Origin of the sequence: Coleofasciculus sp. FACHB-542 (assembly GCF_014695825.1) — a bacterium.
In the GTDB taxonomy this organism is placed as follows: Bacteria; Cyanobacteriota; Cyanobacteriia; order Cyanobacteriales; family FACHB-T130; genus FACHB-T130.
The window spans coordinates 1-26572 of record NZ_JACJPB010000059.1 but is presented as its reverse complement, the minus strand read 5'-3'; the positions used below and the strand labels follow the sequence as shown (position 1 = coordinate 26572).

The window sequence follows — 26572 nt, the reverse complement described above, 5'->3', positions numbered from 1 at the left end:
CAAACCAGACGCTATATCGAGCGTCTCTACAAAATCCCAAACTTTTATGTTTCAATCTGCTCAAGGCATTCCCGGATTGCCCGATTTAACGCATCCGGCTGAGCTAATGAAATTTGGGGGGCAGGTACTGAGTACCTTCCTCATCATTGTGTTTCTAGTTGGTGCGTTGGGAATTGCGATCGCGCTGCTAAATTTCTCTCTCCGTCGAGATCAACCAGAACAAGCGCTTTTCATGGGTGAATGGGTGGTTCGCTACTCTCGATTATTGCGAAGTTTACCCCACGCTGCCTTGGTTTTAATTCTAATGGTGGGAGGATTTTTTCTTAGCTCAACTTTAGGCAATCGCTACCACCACTGGGAACAAGCACGGGTCGCTCAGGTAGCTGCCAGTGTTGCCGGTGACAGGCTAGAGCAACCTGCACCCCAAGTGCGCTATGTCCTCAAAGAGCCTTACACTTATACCACTCAAGTTGAGGGTAAAATCGTCAAAGTCAACGATACGCGAGAAGTTAGCCGTTTGCTAACTCTGAGCGAATCGCAAGTTCAGGTAAAAATTGACCAAAGCACAGATGCCCAAGATCGTCGCGCAATTTATCGCGTTGACTACAGTGCCGATTATAAAGTTACCAACCCGCTGACCGATGTTAGCAATTTTTTCTTTGAAGTCCCGCCGCCTGCCGGTTACTCACTGCTGCAAAGCTATAAGGTAGAGCGGGACGGGACTCGGCTTCAGCAAGCGAATCCCGGTGACTATGGTTTTCCATTCCGTCTCGAACCCGGACAAACAGCTAGTTTTAAAGTCACCTATAAAGCTCAAGGAGGGCCGCGCTGGGTTTATAGTGCCACCGGGCAATTACTCTCCAATTTCCGCCTCACCGCGCTGGCTAACTTCCCTGGAGCGGATTTTGCTAGTGGGATTATCCCCACAGAAAGTAAGGTTGAGGGACAAGGCACTCGATTTACTTGGGTATTTGACGACAACGTTTCCGTCCAAAATCCATTTGGTGTCTTTACTTCGACTGGCCCAATTCGCAACACTGGCATCCTTCCCCGGTTGCTGTTACTCGCACCAGCCGTATTCTTGTGGTGGATATTATTGCTTTATATGTCGCTACCCATGAGCCTCAGAAATGTAGCGATCGCTGGCGGTATTTTCTTCGCTTGTCTGCTAACTTTGACTTATCTTAGCCGCCTGATTGATGTCAAGGTAGCTTGGACTCTCATCTCTATCGTCTTGCTAGCCTTAGCGTGGGGATTAGGGTCAAACCGCCGTGCGTCTCTTGCCGCCGTCATTTGCACGATTGCTGGTGCGGTTGTGCCAGTCTTAGGACTAGTCGTTCCTTACACGGGACTCACTCTCAGCGTAGCCGCTCTCTTGGGCGCTGTCTGGCTTGCAGTTCGTCACTGGTATGGCTGGTATGACTTGCGAGCAGATGCTCGTGTTTAGTCCTTAGTCATTAGTTCTGAATCAGTGATTAGTTAAGGTTTTTGCACTGAACTAATCATTGAAGACTAATGACTAACAACTAATGAAACTTACTGGAGCGCATCTTTGAGGACGGTACGAGCCGCGAGATGATTGCGAGTAGAAGTGAGAATTTCGGCTTCTCGCTCTAGGCGGGTTGTCGTATCTTGCATTTCCAGAAGGGCTTGCTGTTCAGATGCCACCCCGTAAAGATTGCTGGCAACCCAGTAGGATAATTCTCTGGGGAGGGTGGGCAAGTCTTCTGGTAGCTCCATGTCTTGGTCGGTCAACTTGGATGAGAGACGTACCACATCTCTGAGCAGTTGTTCAACCTCAGAGGCTAAGGTTCTGAGGTCTTTTTCTGGTGGATGGTCTTCAATCCATTCCACCAAACCGACGCGATAAGGCTTTTCGCGGACGTACTCTAAGACCCTAAACCGCTGCTGTCCCAAGGTCAAGATTTTCATTCGGTCATCGGGAAGACGCTGGAAGTGGATAATTTCAGCGCAGCATCCCACGGCAGCTGGTTTACTTTGAACTGGGTCCCACATCAAAACCCCAAAACGGCGATCGCTCTCCAGAATCGTGTTCATCATGATTCGGTAGCGAAATTCAAAAATATGTAGCGGTAAAGGTCTCCCTGGAAATAGCACCACTTCGGGCAGTGGAAACAGGGGGAGTTCTCGAACTGCGATTGAGGAAGAGGATGCCATTGTCCCTATACTTGCTGTACGTGCGATTCTTTACTTACTTTAACCGATCTCTTTCCTAGAATCCCAACGACGAAGCCCTTTAGAGATACCTCTAAAGGGCTTCGTCAAATGCAGACTCACAAGAGCGTGTATTTAAAGTTTGACTTCAATATCAACGCCTGCTGGCAAATCCAGTTTCATCAAAGCGTCAATTGTCTTAGAGGTAGGCTGATAAATGTCAATGATGCGGCGGTGAGTCCGAGTTTCAAAATGTTCCCGCGAATCCTTATCAACGTGAGGAGAGCGCAAAAGACAGTAAATTTTCTTCCGGGTTGGTAAGGGAATGGGGCCAATAGCTGTTGCCTGTGTCCGGTTTGCCGTATCGACAATCTTTTCGCAAGAGGTGTCAAGCAAACGCCGGTCAAAAGCCTTCAAGCGAATGCGAATTTTTTGCTGCTGGATAGTTGCCATTTTCAGTTGTCCAGGTTCTAATTAGTGGTTATTTGTTAGGTTTTAGTTGTTACTAGGACGGCGGTTTTTTGCCGTACACGTACAGCTCTTGGAGTTTAGCATCTGATTTCAAGGACACAGATAAGGAGCAGAAAAGCATATGCTTTTCTGCTCCTTATTTGTTGGTCAAAATCCTACTTTAGGATCTTGGAGACGACGCCAGCACCAATGGTGCGACCGCCTTCACGAATCGCGAAGCGCATCCCTTGCTCAATTGCGATCGCGTTGATCAACTCAACGGTCATTTTGATCCGGTCTCCTGGCATCACCATCTCGGCGTTAGAGCCATCATCCGAGGTGAAAGCTTTGATGGTTCCAGTTACGTCGGTTGTCCGCACGTAGAACTGAGGACGATAGCCAGCGAAAAACGGTGTTTTCCGACCGCCTTCTTTTTCCTGAAGGATGTACACTTCAGACTCAAACTGAGTGTGAGGAGTAATTGTACCAGGCTTGGCTAGCACCATACCCCGCTCAATATCTTCCTTCTTCAAACCCCGAAGTAGAACGCCGACGTTATCGCCAGCCATCCCTTCATCCAAGGTCTTCTGGAACATTTCCACGCCAGTTACTGTTGTGCTGCGAGTGTCTCGAATTCCCACCAGCTCAACAGTTTCCCCAACTTTGACTTTGCCCCGCTCAATACGACCAGTCGCAACGGTACCGCGCCCTGAGATGGAGAATACGTCTTCCACAGCCATCAGGAAGGGCTTATCAATATCCCGCTCTGGAGTAGGAATGTAAGCATCGACCTCATCCATCAACTTGTAGATTTTATCTACCCACTCATTCTCACCCCGTGGGGTCTTGGGATTGGCAGCCATCGCTTCCAACGCTTGTAGCGCCGAGCCGGCGACGATGGGAATATTGTCACCGTCGAATTCATAAGAACTTAGCAGTTCCCGGACTTCCAGTTCTACCAGTTCCAACAATTCTTCATCGTCCACCATGTCTTGCTTGTTCAAGAAGACAACTAGCCGGGGAACGCCAACTTGCTTAGCCAGGAGGATGTGTTCCCGCGTCTGAGGCATGGGGCCATCTGCCGCCGACACCACCAGAATGGCACCATCCATTTGAGCTGCACCCGTGATCATGTTCTTCACATAGTCCGCGTGACCTGGGCAGTCCACGTGGGCATAGTGGCGAGATTCGGTTTCATACTCAACGTGGGCGGTATTGATGGTAATACCGCGAGCCTTTTCCTCCGGCGCTGCATCAATGTCGGCATAACCCTTTGCTTTCGCCCGACCCATTGCTGCCAGAGTCATCGTAATGGCAGCGGTTAAGGTCGTTTTACCGTGGTCAACGTGACCAATCGTGCCGATATTGACGTGGGGTTTAGTGCGTTCAAACTTTGCGCGTGCCATGTATTACCTGTTCCTTTTTCCTTTTTCCTTTGCCAGTTGTCAGTTGTCAGTTGTCAGTTGGCTTTTCTACTGACAACTGACCAAAGACTACAGACCGATTTATGTGTTCCCTTTGCTCTTGGCGATGATGGTTTCAGCCACGTTGCGAGGAACTTCTTCGTAATGGCTAAACTCCATTGAGAAGATACCCCGCCCTTGGGTCATCGACCGGATATCCGTCGCATAGCCAAACATCTCTGCAAGCGGAACTTTGGCTGTTACTCTTGTAATGCCTTGTTCCGAGTTCATGCCTTCAATTTGACCGCGGCGGGAGTTGAGGTTTCCCATCACATCCCCAAGGAAGTTTTCTGGAGCTTCCACCTCAACTTTCATCATAGGCTCCAATAGCACTGGTGAAGCCTTCATTACAGCTTCTTTAATCGCCATTGAGCCTGCGATTTTGAAAGCCATTTCTGAGGAATCTACCTCGTGGTAAGAGCCATCCACCATCGTCGCCTTGAGGTCAATCACCGGATATCCAGCTACAATACCCGATTCGCAGGCTTCTTTCATCCCTTGCTCTGCTGGGTTTATGTACTCTTTAGGTACTATACCCCCAACAATTTTGGAGACAAACTCGAAACCAGTCCCCGGCTCTCCTGGCTCGACTTGAATCACAACGTGACCGTACTGACCTTTACCACCGCTCTGACGGATAAATTTCCCTTCAGCTTTGACAGCTTTGCGAATGGTTTCGCGGTAGGCAACTTGCGGCGCACCAACGTTGGCTTCTACTTTGAATTCTCGCATCATCCGATCTACGAGAATCTCTAAGTGCAGTTCGCCCATCCCCGCAATTACTGTCTGGTTAGTTTCTGGGTCAATGTGAACTCGGAACGTCGGGTCTTCTTCTGAGAGCGATTGCAGAGCCTTGGAGAGCTTCTCCATATCCTGCTTAGTTTTGGGTTCCACTGCTACGGAGATCACAGGTTCTGGTATAAACAGAGACTCCAGAATCACTGGTGAGTTTTCGTCACAGATGGTGTCGCCTGTATAGGTTTCTTTCAGACCTAAAGCTGCACCTAAGTCACCAGCCCGCATTTCATCTACTTCGATTCGTTCGTCAGCTTTGAGAACGATCAAGCGGGAGATGCGTTCCTTTTTATCCTTGGTTGAGTTGAGGATGTAACTGCCTTTTTTGATTACGCCAGAATATACCCGAATGAATGTCAAGCGTCCATAGGGGTCTGCCATAATCTTGAAAGCTAAAGCAGCCGCTGGTTCGTCATCGCTAGCGTGCCTTACTACCTCAGTGCCATCTGGCAATAGTCCTTGAATTGGAGGAACGTCAATAGGAGCGGGTAGATAATCTACCACGGCATCCAACAGCAGCTGGACACCTTTATTTTTAAAGGCAGAACCACACAACAGCGGGACAATTGTGCCAGCAATTGTGCCTTTACGCAACGCCTTGTGAATCTCTGGTTCGGTCAGTTCTTCGCCTTCCAAATATTTTTCCGTCAGGGCATCATCGGTTTCTGCTACAGATTCGATGAGCTTAGTGCGGTACTCTTGGGCTACCTCCTGAAGGTTTGCAGGAATGTCTATTTCCTCAATTTCTTTGCCCTGATCGTCTTTGTAGAGGTAGGCTCGCATCCGAACTAGGTCTACAATTCCCTCAAAGTTGCTTTCAGCACCAATAGGAATTTGAATGGGGACAGCATTTGCCCGCATGCGATCGCGTATCTGGTTATAAACTTTGTAAAAGTTCGCTCCAGTCCGATCCATTTTGTTGATAAAAGCGATCCGAGGCACCTTATACCGATCTGCCTGTCGCCATACAGTCTCAGATTGAGGCTGCACGCCTCCCACCGAGCAGAACACAGCAATCACGCCATCTAACACCCGCATTGAACGTTCTACTTCAATCGTGAAGTCTACGTGACCAGGGGTATCAATGATGTTGATTTGGTGATTTCGCCAGCTCGTGCTAATCGCAGCGGCGGTAATGGTAATACCTCTTTCCCGCTCTTGCTCCATCCAGTCAGTCGTTGCTGTGCCTTCGTGGACTTCGCCAATTTTATGAACGATACCGGAATAGAACAGAATCCTTTCTGTTGTTGTTGTCTTGCCCGCATCAATATGGGCAGCAATTCCGATGTTGCGTGTTCTCTCTAGCGGGCCGGTACGTGCCACAGCTACCTCCTTCCTCTGTGCCGCATAGCTAATAATGTGCTATGCGTTCTATCTCGTTTAAAATTGTATACTTTATTTAAGATTTTCAGCTCGTACAGACGCGAGCAAAACAGTCGCAATAACCGATCTCGCGTCTGTAGTAGTGCTTAGTATCGATAGTGGGCAAACGCCTTATTCGCTTCAGCCATTCGGTGAGTTTCTTCGCGTTTGCGAATCGCATTCCCTGTCTCATTAGCGGCATCAAGCAGCTCATTTGCGAGCTTCCCAGCCATTGTGCGGCCTGGGCGAGAACGAGCAAACTGAATTAGCCAACGCAGCGCTAGCGCAGTTCCACGGTCAGGGCGGACTTCCATTGGCACCTGGTAGGTGGCACCACCCACTCGACGAGCCTTGACTTCCACCAAAGGGGTCGCATTCCGAACTGCTTTCTCAAAAGTCTCTAGGGGATCTGCTCCAATCCGTTCTTCGATGGTTTTTAGCGCATCATAGATAATCCCAGTCGCAATAGATTTCTTGCCACTATGCATAATCCGCCGCACCATCATACTGACAAGACGGCTGTTATACATCGAATCAGGGGGAACAGGACGCTTTTTAACAACGGTACGACGAGACATACTAAGCCTTCAATGAATAAAATACAGAATTTTTACGATCCCTCCCAATGTTCGTGCCTGAGATGGGATTTTTTTCAACAAGTCTTTGCGGGTTCTTGAGAGCCGCCTTCTACTAAGGTAGAGATTTCGCCCGAGTGTGAAAATCTTCCCTACCTACATTGAGGACATTGAGGTTTTCCCTAAATGCCAGCAACGGTTGTCTCCCTGGCGCATTAATTTCCCAATTTTTTGGTTTGAGGAACTGAAGCAACCTTCTACGGATTTGGATACATCCTACTGGATTCGCATACACTCGCTTTAACGGGTGCTTATCTACGTGTTTACAACATCTCTGATGCGTCTTCCCGCACGGAATCCAGTAAAAACATCCTCAATCCAACTCTACCACCTATACCGGGGGTTCATCGGCATCCGCTCGTAAGCGGATATCTTCACACATTTCCTGTGCAATTGGCACGAGATTCGGGAGCTTTCGAGCCGTATGAGCGTTTTGTCTTTTCTGCAAAACGGAAGCCATCAATTGTGACTGTACCAATGCAGATAGGCACTCCGCTTACTTTGCCTTGGGACGTTTTGTACCGTATTTAGAACGACCCTGACGGCGATCCTTAACCCCGGCGGTATCTAAGGTTCCGCGAATAATATGGTAACGGACTCCGGGCAAGTCCTTAACCCGTCCCCCCCGAATCATCACAACCGAGTGTTCTTGCAAATTGTGACCGATGCCAGGAATATATGCCGTTACTTCAAAACCTGAAGTCAAACGGACTCTTGCCACTTTCCGCAGGGCTGAGTTTGGCTTTTTAGGCGTCGTTGTATATACTCTGGTGCAGACACCACGACGTTGCGGGCAGCTTTTTAGGGCTGGTGACTTAGTTTTCTTCTGTGTACTTAGGCGCTCGTTACGAATGAGCTGCTGGATTGTGGGCATGAGTTACTGGGGTTACTGAATCCTTGCTAGTTCCAAATGCAGACAAATTCTGAGTGTATCATCTGTCAGGGGTTCTGTCAATTTAAAGGAGCTGGAGATTAAGCTTCTGGGGTGGCAGAGTCGGCAAGCGGCTCATTAATAGAGAAAGAATTACCGCAACCACAACTTTCTTTAGCGTTTGGGTTGTGGAAGCGAAACCCGCCACCCATGAGATCCTCTGAGTAATCTAAGGTGAGACCATTGAGGTAGGCTAGGCTTTGAGCATCAACCAATACTCTAATGCCATTGCATTCATACAGTCTATCGTCCGGCTTCACAGCTTCATCAAAGCTGAAAGTATAGGAAATGCCAGAACAACCACCTGATTGAACTGCTAGACGAAATAATAGAGCGTTGGCGTTTTGACGCTTGGATTGCAAACGCTTTATTTCACTAGCTGCTGCTTGAGTGAGATCGATAGTGGACTGAGTGAGTTTCACAGAGCTTTCTATAAAGTGCTGAACCAATGCTACAGCCGGTTGCGGGAAAGCTTGTCAATTTTTAAAGGAGAAAATCGAGCGTTCGGTGTTCCAGCTTGGTAGTTTTGCTACTTGTACCTCAGGATGCTTGATTTTTATCACCCCAATAGATAATAACTTGGTAGCAGAGTCTGTTCTTCACTTTTTGATTAGAAAAAGCAGAACTAGAAGAAACACTCCCATAACCAACCAAGACATCAAGTTGTTGTCATTCCCAAAAATTGATATGAATCCTGAAACTCCCTCTTCTGAAAGTAGGCTTGAATCTGAAAATCCTTCAGTAGAAGTCAATGTACAAAACGTAGAAGGAACACCTTCGGAGTTACAAGTGTCGTCTACTCAAGCCTATACTGGGCAAGTACAGCAGGTGTGGGCACAAATCGCTAGGTTTTTAGAAAAGATGCCAAGTTATGCGGGCAACTTTTTTTCCTCCTACCAGCGATCGCTCATTACCCTTGGACTACTCTTAGCAGTGTTAGTCACATTAAGGATAACAGTGGCTTTGCTAACAGCGATTCATAGCTTGCCGTTGATAGCGCCAACCCTACAGCTGATTGGCATCGGATATACGGCTTGGTTCGTTTATCGTTACTTACTTACTGCTGAAAGCCGCAAAGAACTATCTCAAGACTTCCAGACCTTAAAACAGCAAGTTTTGGGCAGAGGAGCTTCAAACACCTAAGCGTCCTAATCTTCGATTCGACTGAATTTGTTTAGCCTGTGTAGGCAGGCTAAGTTTCTTTATAGCCGCACCTGAAGGGGTCAGGCTGGAATCATGACATACGCAAAAACTGCGTTAGCAAAGGGTGGGCGAAGCGCAGTTGCTCTTGGTAGCAACCTCGGCGACTCCCGCGCCACTCTAGAGGCTGCTCTAGAAACGCTGAACCGAACTCCTGGAATTACTCTGCAAGCCCAGTCTAGTTGGTATCAAACGAAGGCTGTAGGGCCACCTCAACCAGATTATTTGAATGGTTGTGCCCTGCTGCACGTTCAGATGAAGCCTCAGCAATTGTTAGAGACGCTGTTGGCAATTGAAGATCGCTTTGGTCGCGTCCGTCAAGGGCGCTGGGGGGCGAGAACACTTGACCTTGATTTATTGCTCTTTGATGATGTGATTTTGGACACTCAGGGTGGGGAGATTCCGCCTCTCCAGTTGCCTCACCCTCGGATGAGAGAAAGAGCGTTCGTGCTGGTGCCTTTAGCGGAAATTGCGCCAGATTGGATCGATCCAGTTTCCGGATGTGCGATCGCGCAACTCGTTCAGGCTGTAGACTGTTCAGAAGTCCGTCGTTTGTAGTTTCCTATGGCACTGGGTCAAGAACCCCCTGAAGTCCTCAAACAACGCTTGTTCTACCAGGGGCGTAAATTTAATTTTGAAGTCAGCCGTCTGCGCCTCCCGAACCAAGTAGAGGGAGACTGGGAATGCATTCGGCATCCTGGTGGTGCGCTGGCTGTTCCTGTAACCTCAGAAGGGAAGTTGATCCTATTGAGGCAGTATCGTTTTGCTGTACAGGGGCGTCTTTTGGAGTTCCCGGCTGGAACGATAGAACCGAATGAAGCTCCAGAGGAGACTATTAAGCGCGAAATTGAAGAAGAAACCGGATATCGCGCTCACAAATGGCAAAATTTAGGTAAGTTTTCCCTTGCTCCCGGTTATTCAGATGAATTTATCTACGCTTTTTTAGCGCAAGATTTAGAACGTTTGGAGATACCTCCCAGTCAAGATGTTGACGAAGATATTGAAACGATTTTGATGACTCCCCAGGAATTAGAGCAAGCAATTCTGGCGGGTGAACCAGTAGATGCTAAATCGATTTCTAGTTTTTTCTTAGCTCGTCCTTTTTTACAATAGTTCGTTAGGTTAAAGTCTGCGACTACACAAAATTAGCCAGCTTAAACTGGCTAATTTTTTATATTTTAATAGCCAGATATAAGATTATTTCAATTCTCAATTAGGTGCGATACATCAGTAGGGGCATGATATGTCATGTCTCTACCGAGCATTAGACCTGCAATATATTCCACCCACCTGAGAAACGCTATATAGGAATCTTGTTTGATTTGTAAGATACCAGCGGTTCAGATCCGCGACTTTAAAGAAGTCGCGGATCTCGCCTTCACGAATCATTGAGGATTGCTATAGCCGTTTAGTTTGCAGTCACTCGCAGGAGTGATACACACGGTGTTGTCACCTTTTAAACTGTCAAACATAAGCGAGTTATTTGAAAAGCAAGGATTGAATGTCTGACCTGATTTTGTTTTGGCACCGCCGCGATTTACGCATTTCGGACAATCTAGGATTGGCTGCTGCACGGCAGCAAAGCCAAAAGGTGGTAGGGGTTTTCTGCCTAGATCCGAATATTTTGAAAAAGGATGATGTGGCACCGGCAAGAGTGACTTATATGATTGGTAGTTTGCAGTCACTCCAAGAACGCTACGCGAAGGCTGGTAGCCAGTTGTTGATCCTTCTAGGCAATCCGACTCAAGCAATCCCAGCTTTGGCAGCGGCGCTGAATGCGAAGGCTGTATTCTGGAATTGGGATGTCGAGCCTTATTCAAAAGAGCGCGATCGCACTATTAGCGAAGTCCTGAAAGAAAAGGGTATTTTTGTCCAAAATCACTGGGATCAGCTATTACACGCACCAGAGGAGATTCGCTCAGGTTCTAATCAGCCGTACACGGTTTATACTCCGTTCTGGAGAAATTGGAGTAGTAAACCCAAGGCTAAACCCGCACCAGAACTCCAAAATGCCGAGGGACTTACCCCAGAAGAACAGCAGAAAGCACAACAAGCGGGTGCGGGTGAACTGCCTACAGCTCAGGATTTAGGATTTATTTGGGAAAATGAACTGGTGAGTGCCCCAGGGGAGAAGGCGGCGCAAGAAAAGCTGGCAACATTTTGCGATCAAGCGATCGCAGAATATAAAGAACAACGGAATTTTCCAGCAGTTAGCGGCACCTCTCAACTCAGCGCCGCTTTGAAATTTGGCGTAATCGGCATTCGCACCGTTTGGGATGCCACGCTAAAGGTGTTAGAACACAGCCGCAGCGAATCAGAAGACACCCATATCCGGACATGGCAACAGGAACTAGCATGGCGAGAGTTTTATCAACACGCGATGTATTGGTTCCCAGAATTAGCCGAGGGTGCCTTCCGCGAAACGCTCAAAAATTTCCCTTACGACACCAATCCAGAACATTTCCAAGCTTGGTGCGAGGGGAGAACCGGCTACCCGATTGTCGATGCAGCAATGCGCCAGATGAATCAAACAGCTTGGATGCACAACCGTTGTCGGATGATTGTTGCCAGTTTTCTCACTAAAGACTTGCTGATCGATCCGCGCTTGGGGGAAAAATACTTCATGCAAAAGCTTTATGACTGGGATCTTTCGGCGAACAATGGCGGCTGGCAGTGGAGTGCTTCTAGCGGGATGGACCCCAAGCCAGTCCGAATTTTTAACCCAGCTTCTCAATCGCAGAAATTCGATCCAGACGGGGAATATATCCGGAAATGGGTGCCAGAACTCAGGTCTGTAAATACAGAATATCTCGTCAGTGGGAAGATACCGGCGAATGAACGCGATCGCTGTAATTATCCCGCCCCGATTGTGGAACACCAGCTACAGCAGCGTCTGTTTAAACAGCGCTATCAGCAGCAAAAAGAAGCACTAGGGGATAAAGATAAAGAGTAAGCGTCTGGTGGACAGTGCCCGCCGGACAAGCGTGCTTTCAATACCCTAAAGTGTCACAATAACCACAGCCAATCCTTCAATCAAGAAGATGATTTGAGTATTCATCTTTAGGGTGGCTGCTGATGTCATCTTCACATGACCGCTCCATCAACATTAAAGTAACGATTAGCAATTCGCAGCCTCAGTTATTGGAAGGACTGGATGTTTGGCTGCGCTTGGGTTTGATTTCTGAGGCTCAGGTTAGCGATTTAAGTCAAAAATACTTGGTTTGTGCGTTGCCACCCGCTGCGGTAACGCCCAAACCAACGCCTCAAGTAACGCCTCAAGTTACGATATTTTCTGATTTGCAGTTACTACCAGGTGCTGCTGGTAAGAATGCTTCTCGCCAACATCCCAAAGCGATCCCAGGGGTATGGCAGTCACTGATGGCAGAACTCAGCGTCCGGTGGCTGCTGTTTTTGGGAGTGTTCATGGTGGTAGTGTCCTCCGGGGTGCTAGCCGCCACTCAATGGGAAAGATTTCCTGCTGCTGGGCAGTATGGGGTTTTATTAGCGTATACATTGATTTTTTGGCGGGTAAGCGCTTGGGCGAATCGCCAACCCAGTTTGCAATTGACGGCGCAGACGTTGCAAATTGTCACCCTACTGTTAATGCCCGTGAATTTTTGGGCAATGGATAGCTTTGGGTTGTGGCAGAATCCCGTCAATCTGATGGTAGTTGCGATCGCATCTGTTCTCTTGACGGCGATTACTCTCCAATTATTGAAAAATTGGCGATTGGCGGCTTCTAGACGGCTGAAGTTACTAGAAGCGTTGCCAGCATTGAATATTTTGGGACTCAGTTACCTGCATTGGGGCTGGAATTTGTCAGGATTTCCCGTCATCGCCGTTTATCTGGGAATGGTAGGAACGTCCCTCCTCAGCTTCTATCAAGTTCGTCACCGACAGGTTGCGGAGACTCGACAGGCTGCGGGGACTATCGAAAAAACGGGAATCGGGATCGAGTTGCCAGCCGGGGTAGTGATTTATGCCTTGGTGGTGCTGCTGGTACGAGCAATTTTTATTGTCCAAGTCCCTGTAACGCAGTTGGGGTTAGCCCTTGGCATTTGTGGCTGGCTGGTGGCGTGGTTATCGCAACAGCAACCCGAAACATCCAGCGAATCACCCCAATTGCCGTGGGAGAAAGTTGGCGGTAGTTTGTTATGCCTAGGTTGGCTGGTTTCGGTAGGAACAACGGTTCCCTGGCAAGCAACAGCAGTTAGCGGATTGGGTTTGTGGTTTTTCTTCAGCCGATTGCAGCGTTTTTGGCTACAGATTGATCTGGCAGCCTTTGTAGGGATTGGCTTACAGACGATTTGGCTGGTTTGGCGGTTAGTTCCGGGTTCCGTGCAAGAATGGGCGATCGCAACTGGCACACAACTGACGGGTTCGGAAACGGTTCCTTGGGCGTTGCTGAGCCTGGTTTTATTTCCCTACGTTGTTTTTATCGTCGGGGTAAGCGATTGGCTGCATCGAGCGGATAAGAACGATTTAGCCACTTTTGGCGAACAACTGGCACTCACTTTTGGGGCGGTGCTGAGTCTAATTAGTTTACTAAATCCCACATTGCGATCGCTCAATCTGTTGTTTTCGACTGTGACACTGGCAATTGTGACACAGCGCCGACTTCCCACTAGGGTCAGTCTGGTGTATTTCACTCACTTGGTGGGGTTGCTGACGCTATTCTCTACAATTGACCGCTTTTTTCCCAATCTGCACCAAGAAGTTTGGGCAAGCATTTTGTTGGCGGTGATGGTTGCCGAATGGACCCTTCACGTCCTCCTACCCTCCTCAGTACTTCTGTGGAAGCAAAGTGCTTGGCACATCGGTTTAGGGCTGGCGGGACTCAGTTATCAATTACTGTTAGCGAATGTTTCCTTATTCGGGGACAGTGATGCCTTTAGCCGTCAGCAGTGGGCAATTTTCTGGCTAATTACACCTTTGGCTTTGACGGGAGTTGCCAGCCAAACTGCTGGAAAGCAACGCACATTGGCGAGTTGGTTGAGTGTCGCCAGTTTGGGAATGGCACAAATTCTCACATTCGTGCTACCTGGAGGCAGATTCATTAGCTTAGGAATGGCAACTGGGCTGATGTTGGTGAATACGCGCTATTTGCGGCATCTGGCGGCAGCCGTCATTACCGTCGGGTTTAGCCTGAGTTTTCTCGGTGTGCTGCTGGGGGATGGCGTGCCTGGAGTGCCGCCCCTTTCGGTACCGGGTTGGTTTTTAGCGGGAGCGATCGCGGTGGTGGGTTTATGGCTTGCCAGAACCTGGCTGATGCGTCGTCATGGGACGTTAGCAGCACTTTATGCACAAGCGGTTGAGGGTTGGGCGATCGCGTTGTGTAGTTTTGAGCTGTTGATGCTAACGCTGCATTCGCTTTTTCTCTACCAAGGGGTTGCTTCGCCCGGTGGGGAATATTTACTTGCGGTTACGTTGACAATTGGGGCGATCGCTTATCGCAGTTGGCAACAACCGAATCATTGGGCATTTTACGGACTGGGTTGGGGTTTAGAACTGTTGACAGCCGAGACGTTGGGCTTCTTTGAACACTCGGTGATGAATTTAGCGATCGCAAATATCGTCTTAGGTTTAAGCACGCAGCTTTTGGGAGAAGCATGGCGGCGGCGATCGCAAATCGAAAGTGTTCCGAACAGGTGGCATATCCTGCCGCTACTATACGGCGTGTTGGGGGCACTTCTGCGGTGGGATACTTTTACCAGTTGGACGGGATTGTGTACGCTTGCGATCGCGTTCATTGCGATTGGAGTTGGCAGACGACGGCAGGAACTTAAACCCATCCTCTATTTGGGACTTCTGGGAGTATCCATTTCTGCCTACGAACTTTTGTTCTATCAACTTTTACAAGCATCAGGTGGAGCTTTGGGCGATGGATTCATTGTCATGTCTGCCCTCGGCACCAGCATCATGTATGCCTATCGCCTGCTATTCCCCTGGCTTCTAAATTACTTACACCTTACTGCTGAAGAACTGAAAGTAATTGCCCATCTTCATTGGGCTTGGAGCAGTTGCTTACTCATCGCGGCGATTGGTAATCCCATTGCAGCTAGCCGAATTCTCGGATTAGGAACTGGCTTGTTTTTAATCCGATACGCGATTTTTCAAGGTCGCAAATTTCCCCTTTCTTCCCTCCCAAAAAACAGGGAAAGTTTCCAAGTCCCTTTAAAGACAGAGGAAAATTCAGCACCTTCCTTATTCAGTGAAAACTGGAGGATTACCATTGCAGAAGTCTGGGTTTACCTAGGTTTATTAGAAGTAGGTGTCATCAGAATACTTTGGCTTTATACAGCCATTGGGCAGTTCTGGGCTGGGCCATTAGTTCCCTGGAAAGCCCCGATTTCTTGTGTTTGGGCTTATTTTCTGTATATTTTGCCTTGGGAGAAGTGGGGATGGCCTAAAAGACCTTGGCTGCACGCGGCATATATTCTGCCACTGGTGATGATTTGGGAAACCAGAGTAGAAATTCACCCGATTAGCTTGCTGATAACAGCGGCATTTTATATTTTTATTGCCAAATTATCCAATCAAATTCGCTTTACTTATATCAGCCTAGCACTGATTAATTGGGCACTTTTTCGGTGGTTTTTGGAATTACAATTTTTCGATTACTTGTGGTACGTTATGTCGATTGGCTTATCCTGGCTGTATATTGCCCAAGTCGATTCTGGGCTGACGCTACCAAAACGCAAACAGACTCGCCACCTATTTCGTTGCGTAGGCGTTGGGGTAATTTGTGGAGCGGCATTTTTGCTACACCAAGAAACTGGATTGATACCGGGAATTTTGAGTATTTTATTCATTTTTGCTGGATTGGCTTTCCGAGTCCGGGCATTTCTCTACGTTGGTACCGCCACTTTTTTACTGACTGCTTTTTATCAGTTGGTGATTTTTGTTTTCCGTTACTCCTTTTTCAAGTGGGTGATCGGGTTGATAGTGGGTATCAGTTTTATCTCGATTGCCGCTAATTTTGAAACTCGGCGCGATCGCTTTATCGCTTTGGTTCGGCACTGGCTGTCGGAATTGGAACAATGGCAATAATTTCCTTTCGTTCAATCCCACTCATCTAATCCCAAAACGATTCCCAAAACAATTAAATCTAGACTTGCTTGCTTCCATCCATCAGGTGTCTCTTGGCTAACTTAGACATTTGGTAATTGCGTGGCATAATGAAGTATTTGCTTGCCTTATACGATTTGCCCTGTAAATTTACTTGGTTTTCAGATGGGAAATCGTCCCTAAGGATAAGCCGCTGGATTGAGGCGCTGTCCCTAGTCTGGGCGGGCGTACAGCCTGCAATTTAGCAAAATTCAAGAAAACAAAAACAGGAGCGCGAGGCGAACGTGAAGGTTTTGGTTGTTGGCAATGGGGCACGCGAACACGCCCTGGTATGGAAACTGCTGCAATCTCAACGCATTCGGCAGATAGTCTGTGTTCCTGGAAACGGCGGCACAGCTTCTCTGGAGCGTTGTCAGAATCTCCCTTTAAGTGTTGATGATTTTGAGGGAATAGCACGATTTGCTCAAGTGAATAACATCTCGCTGGTGGTCGTCGGGCCTGAAGCCCCCCTGGCTTTGGGGATCGCAGATTACTTGCAACGCCAAAATCTCAAGGTGTTTGGTCCCACCAAAGCGGGAGCGCAAATTGAGGCGAGTAAGTCTTGGGCAAAGGATTTGATGCGGGAAGCGGGTATCCCAACCGCCAACTCAGAGGTGTTTACAGAGCCAGAAGCTGCAAAAGCTTATGTAGCAGCGCAAGGGGCACCGATTGTTGTTAAAGCCGATGGTTTGGCAGCGGGTAAGGGTGTTACGGTAGCGGCAACGGTGGAAGAGGCATACTCTGCGATCGCAGATTTATTCTCCAGTCGAGTCAAGACTGTAGTAATTGAAGAATACTTAGCGGGTCAGGAAGTCTCGGTTTTGGCGCTGTCGGATGGCTTGACAGTTCGTCAGTTGTTACCTGCTCAGGATCACAAACGCATCGGTGAGGGCGATACAGGGGCAAATACGGGCGGAATGGGAGCCTATTGTCCTGCTCCCATCCTGACACCTGCTTTGAGTGCGCGAGTTCAGAAAGAAATTCTGGAGCCGACTGTTGCCGCTTTAAAAGCGAGGGGCATCGACTACCGGGGTGTCCTTTATGCTGGATTAATGATTACCCCCCAAGGCGATCCGAAAGTTTTGGAATTTAACTGTCGCTTTGGCGATCCGGAAACACAGGCGATCTTGCCTTTACTCGAAACCCCTCTAGAAGACTTACTGGTTGCCTGCGTCGGACAGAAACTTGCCCAACAGCCTCCGATTGCCTGGAAATCAGGCGCTTCCGCCTGTGTCGTTGTAGCGACGGGGGGTTATCCCGAAAGCTATAAAAAAGGTCACGTCATTACCGGCATTGAGCAAGCCGAGGCAGCAGGAGCGAATGTGTTCCATGCAGGCACTCAGAAGAAGCAGCAACAAGTGGTGACAGAAGGCGGTCGGGTGTTGGGAGTCACCGCCATTGGAGAGGATTTTGATGCAGCGATCGCTCAAGCATACGCGGCGATTAATTGCATTGAGTTTGAGGGGATGTACTACCGACGGGATATTGGTTATCGCGTCCGCACGGCAGGGAAACTTTAGCGTTTAACGTCATGTGCAACTGCAATCCAATCGCTCCTCGTTTCCAAAGCTCTGTAGCCTAAGCTAGAGAGTTTTGGAAAGTTGCACATCACGTAAATCGTTAAATTTCTTCAAAATCTTAGTCAAGCTGCATCCAAAGATACATGAGAGTTCCAGGGGGAACTTGAGAAAATAGAAGTGGATAAATATAATTGAGAAACGTTCAAAAATCCACCTATCCCTGGGAAGAATCCTCTACAATTTTTGATAAATCTCTAATTTTTACCATTTTTAGTGGCAAATTTACCTTGCTGGCTCTATTAAAAACCCTTCGAGAAGTTATTGCCCATTGGTGGTCTGAGTTTACTCTCCAGACGCGCCTGATGGCGGCTGCTACCTTAGTCGTCTCCTTGGTGATGAGCGGTCTGACCTTCTGGGCAGTGAATACAATTCAGCAGGATGCTCGGCTGAATGATACTCGCTTCGGGCGCGACCTGGGTTTGTTGTTGGCGGCGAATGTCGCGCCTCAGATTGCTGAAAAGAATCTGACGGAGGTGGCACGTTTTTCTCACCGCTTCTACAGCAGCACCTCCAGCGTGCGCTATATGCTCTACGCCGACGAAACTGGCAAAATCTATTTTGGAATTCCTTTCTCTGAGTCCGAGGTACAAAACTCGCTGACAATTCAGCGTCGGATTCAATTGCCAGAGGATTACGCTGATAATTCCGACTTACCAATGGTGCGTCAGCACCTAAGTCCGGATGGGGAAGTTACGGATGTCTTTGTTCCCCTGTCGCACGATGGCAAAAATTTAGGGGTTTTGGCAATTGGGATTAACGCCAATCCAACCGTGGTGGCGTCGTCCCATCTGACACGAGATGTCACGATTGCGGTATTTATTTCCATTTGGGTGATGGTGATTTTGGGGGCTGTTTTTAATGCCTTAACCATTACTCAGCCAATTAAAGAACTTCTCGTTGGGGTTAAAAATATTGCCGCTGGCAACTTCAAGCAACGAGTTGACCTGCCACTCGGAGGAGAACTGGGCGAACTGATTTACAGTTTCAACGAGATGGCAGAACGGCTGGAGAGTTATGAAGAGCAAAATATCGAGGAACTGACAGCAGAGAAAGCCAAGCTAGAGACGTTGGTTTCTACGATTGCTGATGGAGCGGTGCTGATAGACACCAACTTTCAGGTGATCTTAGTCAACCCGACAGCGCGACGAATTTTCGGGTGGGATGGCGTTGATGTGGTGGGATCTAATGCTCTGCATTGCTTGCCTTCTCCAGTAAACTTGGAGCTAGCGCGACCCCTGCATCAAATTGTTGCTGGCGAATGCGAAGGGGCAGAGTTTCGGGTGACGCTATTCCAACCGGCGAACCGCACCGTCCGCATTCTCCTAACGACCGTCCTCGACCAGTACCGGGAAACCATCAAGGGAATTGCGATGACGGTACAGGATATTACTCGTGAGGTAGAGCTGAACGAGGCGAAAAGTCATTTTATTAGCAATGTTTCCCACGAATTGAGAACGCCGCTTTTTAACATCAAGTCGTTTATTGAAACGCTCCACGAATACGGCGAAGATTTGACAGAAGAGGAACGTCGGGAATTTTTAGACACTGCGAATCGAGAAACAGACCGCCTGACTCGCCTGGTAAATGACGTTTTGGATTTATCTAGGCTTGAGTCGCACAAGCGCTATCACTTTGAGCCTGTAGATATTGCCCAACCTGTGGAGCAAACGCTGCGGACTTACCAGCTAAACGCCCGCGATAAAGGAATTGAACTCATCCAAGAGATTGAACCGAATTTGCCAGCAGTCTGGGGCAACTATGATTTGTTGCTCCAGGTGTTTGCTAATCTGGTCGGTAATGGACTGAAGTTTACTGAGACAGGCGGACGGGTGGCAATTCGCGCCTATTTGCTGGAGTCGAGGGATGAGCGGAGTCAAGGCGGAGTCTTCCCTTCCGGCGCAGAGGAACGCGGGAAAATTCCTGCAACGAACAATCCCAAATTAGTGCGGATTGAAATTTCTGATACGGGAATCGGCATCGATACAGAAGACCAAGAGGCAATCTTCGATCGTTTTTTCCGAGTAGAAAACCGAGTTCACACCCTTGAAGGAACAGGTTTGGGTTTGTCAATTGTTAGAAATATCATTGAGAAGCATCACACCAGGGTTCACTTGGTTAGCGAGGTCGGCGTCGGTACAACTTTCTGGTTTGACTTGACGGTTTTTCAAGAAGCAGCACCCGTTGAGGAGTTGCCTCTAAAAGAAGCAAAAGAAGCTTCAGGAACCAGTTCGGTTACGGCGAAGGTTGTCTAGATTATTTGCTTGCATAGAAAGCGATCGCTAAACTTACGACGATGAGACCGAATAGCAGCAACAAAGGCTGGTTTCGCTGACACCAAAGTTGAAGCGAGTGACGCCAGCCGAGACTGTAGCGAGTGACAGTCATCGGGTGAGATTCTTGAGAGCGATCGCTATACATCGTACATTCTTTGGCGTAAGGACGCTTGGAAAACGTACAGGTATCATCTTCGTGGTAAGTGCAGGTGTCGCACAGAAATTTCTCACCTGTTGCTCGATGCAGGGGAATGCCAGGATGACCGTAGGCTTTTAGCTCGGTTCGGCAATAAGGGCAGGTCGTTACCTGGGCATTGACGGGTTGATGGCACTTTGGACAGTTCGGCATGGATAGCAGCACGGTAATTCTAGGTTTCTATCCAGTCAGCAAGTCGCAATCTAAAAAGACCTCTAGATCCAGTTTAAGCTTGGGGAAACTTTCGGATTTGATATTCTGCTAACTGAACGATGGGAAAAGCCTTTCCCATCGCTTGGACAAACTGCTGCTCGATTTCTTCCAGGCGTTCTGATGGAACAGACTTCCACTGTTCCCGCGTCGCCCAGCGAATGACTAAAATGACCTCTGTTGGCTCGTTCGGGTTAAGCCAGACTTCTTTACCCAAAAAACCCGGACAGGTAGTAAGGAAAGCTGTCCAGATTTCGCCATCCTTCTGAATGTATTTTTCCCGCAGTTCGGGGGCGACTCTTACCTGAAGCCACTCAATTACCATGAGCTGGAGTATAAGCTGCTTTGAAGCTGTAAATAGACTCTTCAATCATCCATCAGACAGATTGATTTTGCCACGAGCAAAGTCTGGAAGATAGGCGGCAGTTGTTGAGAGAATGTCACAAAATAGAACTGTAGGCGAAAAATCGGTAAGATTTTAGCACCGCTTTATGATACGTGTTTAGCCGCTCAAAGTCGCGGCGGAGTGACAGGAAGGGAAAATGGATAATAACAACTGGCTTAAGCAGCTACTAATGATGGGTGTGGGGACTACGTCTTTGGTAGCCGACAAAATCCGCGAAGTGAGCGATGAATGGGTCAAGGAAGGCAAAATCAACCCCGAGCAAGCTAAGGGGATGGTAGATGATTTGATGCAGCAGCTCAAGTCAGATCAGGGGAACTTGGAGATCCAGATGCAACGGCAAATGCGGAATATGTTGCAGGATCTGGGGGTTCCTCGCCAGTCGGAAATGGATGAATTGCGGGGACGCATTGACCGGCTCGAACGTCAGGTGCGTGATATGGAAAATAAGCTCTGGCGGTAAGTAAAGCTGATAGGATTGAAAATCTAGTGGGACAATCAATTTTGGATTTTGGATGGGGAATTTTGGATTAAATCGAAAATTCTCTCAATCTAAAATCTAAAGTTTTGAGGTCTTAGAGGTACGGAGAACGGATGAATGAGAGAAATTCTAATCAGCGTTGGGGTAATGTTTACCTGTGTAGTACTCTTGATTTTTGCTCAAGTTACGAGCAGCAATCAAGGAGATGCAAAAGCAGCTGAACTAACCAAAACTGAAACCGCAGTTGTTGCAAAAACTCCCAGTAACGATCCTACTGCTGATATTACAAGGCTTATAACGATGAATACCAACCCGGGAAGTGATGAAACTGCCAGTGGCGAAGTGAAGACAACGCCTTCTGGTCTTAAGTACACTGAGTTAAAGGAAGGCGAGGGGGCAACTCCTAAAACAGGTCAAAGGGTGGTAGTGCATTACACCGGCACTCTAAAGGATGGCACGAAGTTTGATAGTTCGCGCGATCGCAATTCTCCCTTCGAGTTCAAACTCGGCGTTGGACAAGTCATCAAAGGCTGGGACGAAGGACTCAGCACCATGAAAGTCGGCGGACGCCGCCAGTTAATTATCCCTCCTGAATTGGGATATGGCTCTCGTGGTGCGGGTGGAGTCATTCCTCCCAACGCCACTCTAATTTTCGACGTAGAATTGTTGGACATTAGATAACTAAATCCTCAGTTTTTAGAACCCCGATTTCTTGGAGAAATCGGGGTTGTTTTTCGCATAATCAACAAGAGTATATGTTGAACTTCTTCTTGGTAGGAGAATATACAATTACTTGCTAGGCAAAAATGTAGTATTTAAACAACATCCAGCGTAAATTCAGCGAGCACGATCGGAATTTACGTGACAAAATTCATTAGGAATGCCAAAAAGTGTGAGGAGAGACCGTCTTGAAACTGTTTCGTGCCCCTCTAAAATTTTGCCTCGCGGTGCTAGTTAACGCTTTAGCGAGCGCTAGCATTGCCCAAGCAGCAGAATTTCCAACTGTGTCAGAGGAAACCCATCCCTTTGCCCAGGATACTGACGCTCTAGTTGGGGCAGATACCGTTTCTCAGGGAACTGAAGAGACTGATGCGATGGATCGAGTCAGCAACGTGTCGCAGTTGCGAGATGTAGAACCGACGGATTGGGCGTATGAAGCCCTGCGATCGCTTGTTGAACGTTACGGTTGTATTTCAGGATATCCGGATGGCACCTTTCGTGGCAATCGGGCGCTGAGTCGTTATGAATTTGCGGCTGGGTTAAATACCTGCTTGCAGCAAATTGAGAAATTGATTGCTGCTAGTTCAGCAGATTTTGTTACTAAAGACGATCTAGGAACCTTACAACGGCTGATTGATGAGTTTGGAACAGAACTAGGGGCGTTACAGGGTCGAGTGGATACTTTGGAAGCTCGAACAACCCAACTGGAAGCTCACCAATTTTCTACAACCACTAAATTAGGCGGTGAGGTTATCACCTATGCAGGCGATGCTTTTGGTGAGAATGCTAGCGATGTAAATAACGCTACTCTCGGTCATCGGACTCGCATTGATTTTAACACTAGCTTCACTGGAAAAGACCGCTTAAGGACTCGTTTTCAAATCACTAATTTGAGGCAGTTTGACACTGGGGCAACATTTGGTGGCGGGCCAGATCCAGGCTTAACAGGTGAAACTCGATTTACTCCCAGTAGCGTATCTCAAAATAACGAAGCCAGAATTAGCCAGTTAGAGTATCGCTTTCCAGTCGGAGACAAACTCAAAATTTATATTGAAGCGGGTTCAATCGATCCGTCGTATGTAACAGATACAATTGCTCCTTTTATCGACACCTCTACGGGTGCTATTTCTAATTTTGGTCAAGTCAATCCTGTGTATTTTCCCTTGGGAAATCGAGCGGGGATTGCAGCAAATTATGCCCTTAGCGAAGCCCTCAGTTTAGATGTTGGTTACTTTGGTGAAGACGCCCCTAACGGTCCTAGTAACCCAGGCAGAGATTCAGGTATATTTAATGGTGGTTACAGTGCTTTTGCCCAGTTGGTTTATAGTGGCGATCGCTTGAAACTTGGCTTGCTTTACCTGAACTCTTTTTCTCAAGCTTTTGGTGTCGATACTCTCGCAGGTAGCAACGCCGCCAAAGTCATTGATCTCACCGATCCTGATGGCAATCCTGTAGTGGGTAATGGTTACGGCGCACAAGTTAATTACCGATTTAGTCCCCGCTTTGAACTCGGTGGCTGGGTGGGTTACACTGCCGCCCGCGCTCTTGGTAATATCAAGGGGGATGCAGATGTCTGGAACTACGCGGTAACGCTGGCTTTCCCTGATTTGGGCAAAAAGGGAAATTTAGGTGGCATTGTGTTAGGGATGCAACCAAAGTTAACAGGAACTAGCAATCGTGCTTTAGCAGAGGCGATTGGTTTACCTCCCGGACAAAGAAGCGATCGCGATACCGGATATCACATCGAAGCTTTCTACAAATATCAATTAACCGAAAATATTTCGATTACTCCTGGTTTCTTTTGGCTAACAGCACCTAACCATGATGAGCGAAATCCCGATGCTGTGATTGGTGTGGTGAGAACGAGTTTCGTCTTTTAGAATCAAACAAACCTAACCTGCTGACTTTCTCCTCTTAGGAGAGGGTTAGAGGGAGGTGAAGAGGGTTTGGAGTAAGGTTAACAAACCTATGTTTTTTTTATGAGCTTATTTATCATAAAAATTTTGAAAATGTAACTTTATGTAAGCAAAATATCATCCTTAAGATAGTAGAAATGGTCTTGTGGTTTGAGTGTTAAATATTTATACATTAAGACATTAAGGACTTACTAGCTATGCCAAAAAGGAAATGGCTTTTTGCCATCCTATTTTCTATTACATTATCGATAAGTTTACTTTTTGGGGGTTGGAGAAGCGATCGCGTCTTTGCACAATCGCCACAATATCAAGGTAAAAAATTTGTGATGGTCACGTCAGCGGACTATCCACCTTATGAATTTCGAGATACGGCTAGCGGTAGCGCTGATATTGTAGGTTTCGACGTAGACATTGCCAACTATATTGCTAAAGAGCTAGGGTTTCAACTTGAGATTAAAGATACAGATTTTAGCGGCATAATTCCGGCTGTGCAATCCGGTCGGGCTGACTTTGCGATGGCTGGGATGACACCGACAGCAGAACGGAGAAAAAATGTTGATTTTTCCGATATTTACTATGAAGCTAAAAATACAATTGTTGCTAGAAAAGGTAGTAACCTAACGACACCTGAAAGTTTAGCTGGAAAAAAAGTCGGCGTTCAATTGGGTTCTACTCAAGAAAAAGCTGCTAAAGAAATAAAGGGCGCGAATCTGGTAGCCCTTAATAAGACTGGTGAAATTATCCAAGAAGTTAAATCAAATCGTATCGACGCTGCAATTATCGAAGATACCATCGCTAAAGGTTTTATTGCCAATAACCCAGATTTAGAATTTAATACGGTTCCGAATACTGGGGAAGCAGGGAGTGCGATCGCTTTCGCCAAAGGTTCGCCTCTAGTCAATGACTTCAACCGCGTTCTGGCAGAAATGAAACAGAACGGTGAAATAGAAAGGTTGGTGACAAAGTGGTTTGAAAATAATGGAAAAACTGAAACTCCCGCCAGCAGTTCCAGCTTGGCTTTTGCTAAGATAACGCCTCGGATTCCTTTTATTCTAAAAGGAATATTAGTAACTCTCCAATTCACTGCTATCTCAGCAATTTTGGGCTTTATTTGGGGGACAATCCTCTCTTTATTTAAGATTTCTACCTTTAAACCACTGGTTTGGTTTGCAACAGCCTACACCTCTATCTTTCGAGGAACGCCGTTACTATTGCAAATCGCTTTAGTTTATTACGCAACGCCTCAGTTGATTGGCTACAATATTCCGGCATTATTAGCCGGTGTCATTACCTTTACTCTCAACTCAGGCGCTTACATTTCTGAAACAATTCGCGGCGGTATTCTTGCCGTTGATAAAGGGCAACAGGAAGCTGCTTTGTCTTTAGGAGTTCCCTACAGACCGATGATGCTGGATATTATCTTGCCACAGGCGATAAAAAATATTTTGCCAGCATTAGTAAATGAGAGTATTGCACTACTGAAAGACTCAGCATTAGTCTCTACAATTGGGGTAACTGACTTGTTACGCCGCGCCCAAATTGTGGGTGCAGAACAATATATCTACTTTGAACCTTTGCTATTTGCAGGCGCGACTTACTATTTAATGGTCATGAGTTTAACATGGGGGGGTTATGTACTCGAACGAAGATTACAACGCAGCAGTTAAGGTTGAAGATTTGCATAAATCTTTTGGAAATCTGAAGGTTTTGCAAGGAATTTCGACTGAGATTGGACACGGGGAAGTTGTTGCGGTGATTGGCCCTTCGGGTTCTGGTAAGTCCACTTTCTTGAGGTGCATGAATTTACTGGAGGTGCCAACTTCGGGTAAGATTTATATACAAGGCGCAGACATCACCTCACGAAAAACCGACATTATGAAAGTTCGGCAAAATGTCGGGATGGTGTTTCAACATTTCCATTTATTTCCTCACAAAACCGTCCTTTCTAATGTGACGTATGCGCCTAAAAAGGTAAAGGGCATTTCTTCGGAAGAGGCGCGGCGAGAAGGAATGGAACTGCTGAATAAAGTAGGTTTATCAGAAAAGGCTGATGTTTATCCTTCTAAGCTGTCAGGAGGACAAAAGCAGCGGGTAGCGATCGCGCGTTCCTTGGCAATGAAGCCAGATATCATGTTGTTTGACGAACCGACCTCGGCACTCGACCCGGAAATGGTGAAAGAGGTGCTAGAGGTGATGAAAGACCTCACCAAAACTGGTATCACAATGGCAATTGTCACCCATGAAATGGGGTTCGCGCGAGAAGTTGCCGACCGCATTTTGTTTCTTGATGGTGGAAAACTGGCTGAAGATTCACCGCCTAGTAAGTTCTTTACAAATCCAGACTGCGATCGCGCTAAGCAATTCCTGGAGAAAATTTTGTAAAAGATAATCGTTGAAGGCTGTAATCTTTCTGTATAAATTTCAGCTAATCTACAGGGATACGCAGAAATTTAAGCAGCCTCGTTCACTCATTTGAGCCATAGCAATTTTCGATAAATTAAGTGCTTAAGCAAAATTAATTACATATTCGGTCCCGACTTTTTTTAGCACATTTTTGACATACTTTACTAAACTTTTCCAGTCCCGATAAGCCTCTATCTCTATCCATTCATATTTCATAAACTTCCATAAGATTTCAATTAAGTTGAGTTCGGGTGAATAAGGGGGGAGCCAAA

General features: G+C 47.3%; 24 protein-coding genes. 13 read left to right on the top strand and 11 right to left on the bottom strand.

The window, feature by feature from the left end; genetic code table 11:
• The first annotated feature begins 46 nt into the window (after positions 1-46).
• A complete protein-coding gene (locus H6F52_RS24215) occupies positions 47-1447 on the top strand; it encodes a hypothetical protein (RefSeq protein WP_190536989.1) in 1401 nt (466 codons plus the stop codon).
• Between the two features lie 89 nt (positions 1448-1536).
• On the opposite strand, the gene H6F52_RS24210 is transcribed toward H6F52_RS24215, so the two are convergent.
• The 8 genes from H6F52_RS24210 to H6F52_RS24180 form a co-directional block, all read right to left on the bottom strand.
• Positions 1537-2178 (bottom strand): LON peptidase substrate-binding domain-containing protein, encoded by a 642-nt coding sequence (locus H6F52_RS24210; RefSeq protein WP_190415401.1) that lies wholly within the window; start codon positions 2176-2178, stop codon positions 1537-1539.
• Between the two features lie 132 nt (positions 2179-2310).
• Entirely contained in the window at positions 2311-2628 is a 318-nt protein-coding gene (gene rpsJ, locus H6F52_RS24205) for a 30S ribosomal protein S10 (RefSeq protein ID WP_190415403.1), read from the bottom strand.
• A 173-nt stretch (positions 2629-2801) separates the two neighbouring features.
• Positions 2802-4031 (bottom strand): elongation factor Tu, encoded by a 1230-nt coding sequence (gene tuf, locus H6F52_RS24200; RefSeq protein WP_190415405.1) that lies wholly within the window; start codon positions 4029-4031, stop codon positions 2802-2804.
• A 99-nt stretch (positions 4032-4130) separates the two neighbouring features.
• The gene (fusA, locus tag H6F52_RS24195; protein ID WP_190536988.1) at positions 4131-6206 is read right to left on the bottom strand and encodes an elongation factor G; all 2076 of its coding nucleotides are present in this window, start codon (positions 6204-6206) and stop codon (positions 4131-4133) included.
• 146 nt (positions 6207-6352) lie between these two features.
• A complete protein-coding gene (gene rpsG, locus H6F52_RS24190) occupies positions 6353-6823 on the bottom strand; it encodes a 30S ribosomal protein S7 (RefSeq protein WP_190415409.1) in 471 nt (156 codons plus the stop codon).
• Between the two features lie 388 nt (positions 6824-7211).
• A complete protein-coding gene (locus tag H6F52_RS26280) occupies positions 7212-7340 on the bottom strand; it encodes a hypothetical protein (protein WP_277878243.1) in 129 nt (42 codons plus the stop codon).
• Between the two features lie 36 nt (positions 7341-7376).
• Positions 7377-7754: a 30S ribosomal protein S12 gene (gene rpsL, locus H6F52_RS24185; protein WP_190415413.1), complete on the bottom strand. Its 378-nt coding sequence runs from the start codon at positions 7752-7754 to the stop codon at positions 7377-7379.
• A 98-nt stretch (positions 7755-7852) separates the two neighbouring features.
• Positions 7853-8233 (bottom strand): iron-sulfur cluster assembly accessory protein, encoded by a 381-nt coding sequence (locus tag H6F52_RS24180; RefSeq protein WP_347275865.1) that lies wholly within the window; start codon positions 8231-8233, stop codon positions 7853-7855.
• 265 nt (positions 8234-8498) lie between these two features.
• Here H6F52_RS24180 and H6F52_RS24175 point away from each other — a divergent pair, with 265 nt between their 5' ends.
• The 7 genes from H6F52_RS24175 to nblS all read left to right on the top strand — a co-directional run bounded on the left by H6F52_RS24175 (position 8499) and on the right by nblS (position 19950).
• Entirely contained in the window at positions 8499-8954 is a 456-nt protein-coding gene (locus tag H6F52_RS24175) for a CAAD domain-containing protein (protein ID WP_190536987.1), read from the top strand.
• 93 nt (positions 8955-9047) lie between these two features.
• On the top strand, positions 9048-9569 hold the full coding sequence (gene folK, locus H6F52_RS24170) for a 2-amino-4-hydroxy-6-hydroxymethyldihydropteridine diphosphokinase (RefSeq protein ID WP_190536986.1): 522 nt from the start codon (positions 9048-9050) through the stop codon (positions 9567-9569).
• Between the two features lie 6 nt (positions 9570-9575).
• A complete protein-coding gene (locus H6F52_RS24165; protein WP_190441028.1) occupies positions 9576-10124 on the top strand; it encodes an NUDIX hydrolase in 549 nt (182 codons plus the stop codon).
• 388 nt (positions 10125-10512) lie between these two features.
• Positions 10513-11964 (top strand): deoxyribodipyrimidine photo-lyase, encoded by a 1452-nt coding sequence (locus H6F52_RS24160; RefSeq protein WP_190536985.1) that lies wholly within the window; start codon positions 10513-10515, stop codon positions 11962-11964.
• Between the two features lie 122 nt (positions 11965-12086).
• A complete protein-coding gene (locus tag H6F52_RS24155; protein ID WP_190536984.1) occupies positions 12087-16061 on the top strand; it encodes a DUF2157 domain-containing protein in 3975 nt (1324 codons plus the stop codon).
• A 302-nt stretch (positions 16062-16363) separates the two neighbouring features.
• Positions 16364-17638 carry a phosphoribosylamine--glycine ligase gene (gene purD, locus H6F52_RS24150; RefSeq protein ID WP_190536983.1) on the top strand — a complete coding sequence of 425 codons (1275 nt, stop codon included), beginning with the start codon at positions 16364-16366 and terminating at the stop codon, positions 17636-17638.
• Between the two features lie 287 nt (positions 17639-17925).
• On the top strand, positions 17926-19950 hold the full coding sequence (nblS, locus tag H6F52_RS24145; protein WP_190415723.1) for a two-component system sensor histidine kinase NblS: 2025 nt from the start codon (positions 17926-17928) through the stop codon (positions 19948-19950).
• 1 nt (position 19951) lies between these two features.
• Here nblS and H6F52_RS24140 read toward each other — a convergent pair whose 3' ends face one another.
• Together H6F52_RS24140 and H6F52_RS24135 are read right to left on the bottom strand one after the other, a co-directional pair.
• The gene (locus tag H6F52_RS24140) at positions 19952-20320 is read right to left on the bottom strand and encodes a zinc ribbon domain-containing protein (protein ID WP_190536982.1); all 369 of its coding nucleotides are present in this window, start codon (positions 20318-20320) and stop codon (positions 19952-19954) included.
• 73 nt (positions 20321-20393) lie between these two features.
• Entirely contained in the window at positions 20394-20702 is a 309-nt protein-coding gene (locus tag H6F52_RS24135) for a TIGR03792 family protein (RefSeq protein WP_190536981.1), read from the bottom strand.
• A gap of 217 nt (positions 20703-20919) precedes the next feature.
• Between H6F52_RS24135 and H6F52_RS24130 the strand changes: the two genes are divergently transcribed.
• The 5 genes from H6F52_RS24130 (at position 20920) to H6F52_RS24110 (ending at position 26279) form a co-directional block, all read left to right on the top strand.
• Entirely contained in the window at positions 20920-21243 is a 324-nt protein-coding gene (locus tag H6F52_RS24130) for a phasin family protein (protein ID WP_190415431.1), read from the top strand.
• A 135-nt stretch (positions 21244-21378) separates the two neighbouring features.
• Positions 21379-21942, top strand: a complete 564-nt coding sequence (locus H6F52_RS24125; RefSeq protein WP_190525681.1) for an FKBP-type peptidyl-prolyl cis-trans isomerase — start codon at positions 21379-21381, stop codon at positions 21940-21942.
• A gap of 227 nt (positions 21943-22169) precedes the next feature.
• The gene (locus tag H6F52_RS24120; protein WP_199300704.1) at positions 22170-23861 is read left to right on the top strand and encodes an iron uptake porin; all 1692 of its coding nucleotides are present in this window, start codon (positions 22170-22172) and stop codon (positions 23859-23861) included.
• 233 nt (positions 23862-24094) lie between these two features.
• Entirely contained in the window at positions 24095-25564 is a 1470-nt protein-coding gene (locus H6F52_RS24115; protein ID WP_190536980.1) for an ABC transporter substrate-binding protein/permease, read from the top strand.
• Positions 25530-26279 carry an amino acid ABC transporter ATP-binding protein gene (locus H6F52_RS24110; protein WP_190536979.1) on the top strand — a complete coding sequence of 250 codons (750 nt, stop codon included), beginning with the start codon at positions 25530-25532 and terminating at the stop codon, positions 26277-26279. The genes H6F52_RS24115 and H6F52_RS24110 overlap by 35 nt, the downstream gene beginning before the upstream one ends.
• A 123-nt stretch (positions 26280-26402) precedes the next feature.
• On the opposite strand, the gene H6F52_RS24105 is transcribed toward H6F52_RS24110, so the two are convergent.
• On the bottom strand, positions 26403-26572 hold a 170-nt coding region (locus tag H6F52_RS24105; RefSeq protein ID WP_190531097.1), incomplete at its 5' end, for a transposase.